The sequence below is a fragment of the Kitasatospora sp. NE20-6 genome, assembly GCF_045862635.1.
This window is the reverse complement of the sequence record NZ_BPRL01000003.1, coordinates 427,709-433,725: the sequence shown is the minus strand read 5'-3', so window position 1 is coordinate 433,725 and position 6,017 is coordinate 427,709. Positions and strand designations below refer to the sequence as shown.

The following is a 6,017-nucleotide window of genomic DNA, read 5'->3' as shown; positions in this document are numbered from 1 at the left end:
CCCGCCGCCCCCCCCGGGGGGGGGGGGGGGCCGCCGGTGCGTCAGGCCAGCTCCAGCGCCAGGTAGAAGTCGACCCGGTCCTCCAGCCGCGAGAGGTCACGGCCCGTCAGCTCCTCGATCCGGCCGATGCGGTAGCGCAGGGTGTTCACGTGCACGTGCAGCTGGGCCGCGCAGCGCGTCCACGACCCGTCGGACCGCAGGAACGCCTCCAGCGTGCGCACCAGGTCGGCCTGGTGCTCCAGGTCGTACGCGACGACCTTGTCGAGCAGGCGGCTGCGGAAGGCCCGGCGCACCTCGTCGGGCACCGCGGCGAGCAGCAGCACGTGCGAGGCCAGCTCGTCCGGCCCGGCCACGCACACCCGGCCGACCCGGGCGGCGGCGATCCGGCGGGCGTGCCGGGCCTCCTCCAGGGCGCCGCGCAGGCCGCCCGCCTCGGTCGCGGGGGCCGAGACGCCGACGGTGATCCGGCCCTCCGGGCCCAGCCCCGCCTCCAGCGGGGCCAGCAGCTCGCGGATCGCGTCGGCGGGCACCCCGCCCTCCGGCGCGGGCAGCACCACGACCGCGCCGCTCCCGGCGCCGGCCACCAGCGCACGGTCGGTGGCCTCGGCGAGGGCCTCCTCCAGCACCCCGCGCACGGCGCCGTCCGGCAGGCCGGTGCCCTCCGCCGAGACGATCAGCCAGGCGTCGGAGCTCTCCGGCCGGCCGCCCTCGTAGCGCAGGGCCATGGTGGTGGAGGCCTGCAGCGCGCGGGAGATCTCGGCCGGGTCGGCGTCCCGCCGGAGCAGGCCGAGCACCTCGTCGGCGATCCGGCGGCGCAGCCGGCGGCCCTCGTCGCGGCGGGTGCGCTCGGCGCCCACCAGCCGGGCCAGGTTGTCGGCGAGCTGCTGGCGCTTGGGCGCCCACTCGGTGACGTCCCCCGCGACGGCGAGCATCCAGTCGGCGAGCAGCCGCTCGGGCTGCGGGGCGTCGCCGGACGACTCGGCGGGCGCGGGCAGCAGCGAGTACGTGCCGTCGGCGAGGCGGGCCCGGTGCGGCGGGCGGTGGCGGCGGCGCTGCGCGGCGAGGTGCGCGCGCACCAGCTGGTCGCGGTCCTCGGCGGAGAGCCGGTCGGCGGGCCCGGCGATGACCCGGCCGGTGGGGGTGAGCACCCAGCAGTCGAGGTCGAGGTCGCCGCCGAGCAGGTCGAGCACCGCGTCGAGGCCGCCGGCGCCCGCCGCGGAGACGAGCTGCCGGTGGCGGTCGACGAGGGCGGCGAGGTCGGCGGCGCGGTCCGCGGAGACCTGGCGCCCGATGAACTCCGCGACCGTGCCGAAGGCGATGTCGTCGGGCACCGCGAGGAGCGGCATCCGGTGCCGGCGGCACGCCTCGACCAGGTCGTCCGGCACCGGCCCGACCTCGGCCTCGCCCGCCGCCAGGGCCACCGCGCCACCCGCGGCGAGGGTGCGCACGAACCGTTCGGAGTCCTCCGGCACGGTGCGCCAGAGCATGCCGGTGAGCACCAGTTCGCCGCCGTGCAGGTAGCGGCCCGGGTCCTGGAGGTCGGTGGTCATCACACCGCCGACCTGCCGGTCGAGCTCGTCCTCCGCGGCGAGCAGCCGCAGCCGCGGGGCGCCGGGGGCGAGCAGGTCGCGGACACGCATCCGCAGGCTCCTTCGTGCAGGGGGCGGGGGTCGGGTGGTGTGGGGGCTCACAGTGTGCACGATGCCGTGGGCCCCGGCGGGCCGCCCCCGCGGGCGGGCGGATCACGGGCCCGTCGCCTCGCCGTCACGGCCGGATTACGGTCGTGGACAGCGGTAGGAGAACCGTCGGACGGGGCATGTCTCTGCCTTAGAGGAACGTACAGGACGCCGGCCGGGACGGGCGCGCGGGCTTCATGCCATCGGTGACTGCCAGTGGCCCCCGTCACAGGGGTTCACTGGCCACACGCCGACGGAACACCCCGGTGACCCGGGCCCGACGCCGAGGCGACGAAGCCGTGGCAGGGGCCCGGTACGGAGTTCGGGGCACTGTGCCCACTGTCCGGTTGGCGACGACTTGAGGAGACACCCGCATGGAGTTCCTTCGGCCCGCTACGTGGGACGAGGCACTCGCGGCGAAGGCTGAGTACCCGACCGCGCTGCCCATCGCGGGCGGTACGGACGTCATGGTCGAGATGAACTTCGACGTGCACCGGCCCTCCGCGATTCTCGACCTGACCCGCGTCACCGAGCTGACCGGGTGGTCGCACGACGGCGACGTCGTCCGGCTCGGCGCCTCGGTGCCCTACAGCCGGATCATCGACGAACTGTCCGGCCCGCTGCCGGGCCTGGCGCTGGCCGCGCACACGGTCGGCTCGCCGCAGATCCGCAACCGGGGCTCCGTCGGCGGCAACCTCGGCGCCGCCTCCCCCGCGGGCGACTCGCACCCCGCGCTGCTCGCGGCGGGCCGCGACGTCCTCGTGGAGGCCGCGTCGGTGCGCGGCACCCGGCTGATCGCGATCGACGACTTCTACACGGGCGTCAAGCGCAACAGCCTGGAGCCGGACGAGCTGATCCGCGCGGTGCGCATCCCGGCCGCCGACGGCCCGCAGCAGTTCTCGAAGATCGGCACCCGCAACGCGATGGTCATCGCGGTGTGCGCGTTCGGCTTCGCCCTCCACCCGAAGAACGGCACCGTCGGCACGGGCATCGGTTCGGCCGCCCCGACCCCGCGCCGGGCCGTCGAGGCCGAGGAGTACCTGCAGGGCGTGCTCGCCGAGCGCGGCCTGTGGGAGTCGGGCGGGCTGCTGGGTGCCGAGGTCGTGCAGCGCTTCGGCGAGCTCGTGCGCGGTGCGGCCTCCCCGATCGACGACGTCCGCGGCACCGCCGCGTACCGGCGGCACGCGCTGGCCGTGATGGCCCGCCGCACGCTCACCTGGACGTGGAACGACTACGGCAAGCAGATCAGGAGCGCGGCATGAGAGTCACATTCACCGCCAACGGCAGGCCGGTCGAGGCCGACGACGTGTGGGAGGGCGAGAGCCTCCTGTACGTGCTGCGCGAGCGCGTGGGCCTGCCCGGCTCCAAGAACGCCTGCGAGCAGGGCGAGTGCGGCTCCTGCACCGTCTACCTCGACGGCGTGCCGGTCTGTTCCTGTCTGGTCGCGGCCGGCCAGGTGCAGGGCCGCGAGGTGCGCACCGTCGAGGGGCTCTCCGAGGAGAACGGCGAGCTCGGCCTCGTCCAGCAGGCCTTCGTCGACGCGGGCGCCGTGCAGTGCGGCTTCTGCACGCCCGGCCTGCTGGTGCAGACCGACGCGCTGCTCGCCGCGGACCCGCAGCCCAGCGACACCGACATCCGCGAGGCCCTGTCGGGCAACCTGTGCCGGTGCACGGGCTACGAGAAGATCATGGACGCGGTGCGGCTCGCCTCCGCCCGCACGTGCGAGAAGGCGGCCTCGGAATGACGACGCGGACGATCCGGGGGCAGAAGAACCTCCAGAACATCCACCAGGCGGCCAAGGACGGCATCGGCGGCTCGCCGCTGCGCCCGGACGGCAACCTGAAGGTCCGGGGCGAGTTCGCGTACTCGTCCGACATGTGGCACGAGGACATGCTGTGGGGCACGGCGCTGCGCTCCCCGCACCCGCGGGCGAACATCCTCTCGGTGGACGTCTCCGAGGCGCTGAAGGTGCCCGGCGTGTACGCCGTGCTCACCCACGAGGACATCCCCGGCACGAAGTTCTACGGCCTGGAGATCCAGGACCAGCCGGCGCTGGCCATCGACAAGGTCCGCTACCACGGCGAGGCGATCGCCCTGGTCGCCGCGGACCACCCGGAGACGGCCCGCCGCGCGGTGAAGAAGATCAGGGTCGAGTACGAGGTGCTCACCCCGATCACCACCGAGGAGCAGTGCCTCGACCCGGCGACGTACGGCTACGTCCACGAACCGCACGAGTACAAGTCGCACGGCTCCGGCAACATCTGCCACAGCCAGCGGCTGGTCTCCGGTCTCGGCGTCACCGACGAGGTGCGGGCCCTGGCGGACGTGATCGTCAAGGGCAGCTACGAGGTCGGCATGCAGGACCAGGCCTTCCTCGGCCCGGAGTCCGGCCTGGCGGTGCCCGCCGAGGACGGCGGCGTCGACCTCTACATCGCGACCCAGTGGCTGCACGTCGACCGCCAGCAGATGGCGCCCGTGCTGGCCCTGCCCGAGGAGAAGGTGCGCCTCACGCTGGCCGGCGTCGGCGGCGCCTTCGGCGGCCGCGAGGACCTCTCCATGCAGATCCACGCCTGCCTGCTGGCCCTGCACACCGGCAAGCCCGTCAAGATCGTCTACGCCCGTGACGAGTCGTTCTTCGGCCACGTGCACCGCCACCCCGCGAGGATGACGTACGAGCACGGCGCCACCCGCGACGGCAAGCTGGTCTTCGCCGACTGCCGCATCGTGCTGGACGGCGGGGCCTACGCCTCCACCTCCCCCGCGGTCGCCGGCAACGCGGCCTCGCTCGGCCACGGCCCGTACGTCATCCCGAACGTGCGGATGGAGGCGATCGCGCTCTACTCCAACAACCCGAGCTGCGGCGCGATGCGCGGCTTCGGCGCGGTGCAGGCCTGCTTCGGCTACGAGTCGCAGATGGACAGGCTCGCCGCCGCCCTCGGCATGGACCCGGTCGAGCTGCGCCAGCTCAACGCCGTCACCCAGGGCGACTTCATGCCCACCGGCCAGGAGATCGACGCGCCCGCACCCGTCGCCGAACTGCTGCAGCGCGTCAAGGACATGCCGCTGCCGCCGCCGCTCGACCCGGAGGACGTCGACGTGCGCACCCTGCCCGGCGCGCTCTCCAACACCTCGCACGGCGAGGGCATCGTGCGCGGCATCGGCTACTCGGTCGGCATCAAGAACGTCGGCTTCTCCGAGGGCTTCGACGACTACTCCACCGCCCGCGTGCGGCTGGAGGTCATCGGCGGCGAACCGGTCGCCATGGTGCACACCGCGATGGCGGAGGTCGGCCAGGGCGGCGTCACCGTGCACGCCCAGATCGCCCGTACCGAGCTCGGGGTCGAGCAGGTCACCATCCACCCCGCCAACACCGAGGTCGGCTCGGCCGGCTCCACCTCCGCCTCCCGGCAGACCTACATGACCGGCGGTGCGGTGAAGCTCGCCGCCGAGGCCGTCCGCAACGAGCTGTTCGACAAGGGCCGCCGCCGGTACGGCTGGACGCACCGCGACCTCGCGCTCGTCGGCGGCAAGGTCGTCTCGGAGAGCGCCGGCGTGCTGGTGACGATGGTCGACCTGCTCGGCGACGAGGCCGTCGACCTCACCCGCGAGCACCACCACCGGCCGACCGAGCCGTTCGACAAGGAGACCGGGCAGGGCTTCGGCCACGTCCAGTACACCTTCTGCGCCAACCGCGCGGTCGTCGACGTCGACGTCGAACTCGGCCTGGTCAAGGTGGTCGAGCTGACCGCCGTCCAGGACGTCGGCAAGGCGCTCAACCCGCTCTCCGTCGTCGGCCAGATCCAGGGCGGCTGCACCCAGGCCCTCGGCCTCGCCGTGATGGAGGAGATCGTGCTGCAGGACGGCAAGGTGCGCAACGCCTCGTTCACCGACTACCTGATCCCCACCATCCTCGACACCCCGCCGATCCCGGTGGAGATCCTCGAACTCCCCGACCCGAACGCCCCGTACGGGCTGCGCGGCGTCGGCGAGGCCCCGACGGTGTCGGCCACCCCCTCGATCGTCGCGGCGATCCGCAACGCCACCGGCCTCGCCCTCACCCGGGTACCGGTCCGGCCGGAGCACCTCACCGGAACGCTCTGACCCACCCGCCTCCCCGGGGCGGCGCACCCACGTCCTCCCCGCCGCCCCGGGGCGCACCACCGGAACCACCCCGCCGTGCACCACCCGCTGTCTCTCCCACGCCGGGGCGATGCGGCGGTGCGCAACCCGCCACCCGCACACCGGCGACCGCCGGGTGCCCCGTGAGTCGAACAGTCCCCCTGTGCCCCTCCTTTTCCGGCAGTCAGGTCGGCTCGCCCACCCCAACCCCCTTTGACACTT

At 74.0% G+C, this 6,017-nt stretch carries 4 protein-coding genes; 3 read left to right on the top strand and 1 reads right to left on the bottom strand.

Annotated features, from left to right (window positions below; all coding sequences use genetic code 11):
• Window positions 1-41: 41 nt before the first annotated feature.
• Window positions 42-1,640, bottom strand: coding sequence for a helix-turn-helix domain-containing protein (locus tag SNE206_RS04215; RefSeq protein WP_407911966.1), 1,599 nt, complete (start codon window positions 1,638-1,640; stop codon window positions 42-44).
• A 410-nt stretch (window positions 1,641-2,050) separates the two neighbouring features.
• Here SNE206_RS04215 and SNE206_RS04210 point away from each other — a divergent pair, with 410 nt between their 5' ends.
• From SNE206_RS04210 to pucD, 3 genes are read left to right on the top strand one after another with little or no spacing between them, the layout of a single operon-like run.
• Entirely contained in the window at window positions 2,051-2,938 is an 888-nt protein-coding gene (locus SNE206_RS04210; RefSeq protein ID WP_407911965.1) for an FAD binding domain-containing protein, read from the top strand.
• The gene (locus SNE206_RS04205; RefSeq protein WP_407911964.1) at window positions 2,935-3,420 is read left to right on the top strand and encodes a (2Fe-2S)-binding protein; all 486 of its coding nucleotides are present in this window, start codon (window positions 2,935-2,937) and stop codon (window positions 3,418-3,420) included. Before SNE206_RS04210 ends, SNE206_RS04205 begins: the two co-directional genes overlap by 4 nt.
• Window positions 3,417-5,777, top strand: coding sequence for a xanthine dehydrogenase subunit D (gene pucD, locus SNE206_RS04200; protein ID WP_407911963.1), 2,361 nt, complete (start codon window positions 3,417-3,419; stop codon window positions 5,775-5,777). Before SNE206_RS04205 ends, pucD begins: the two co-directional genes overlap by 4 nt.
• The last annotated feature ends 240 nt before the right edge of the window (window positions 5,778-6,017 follow it).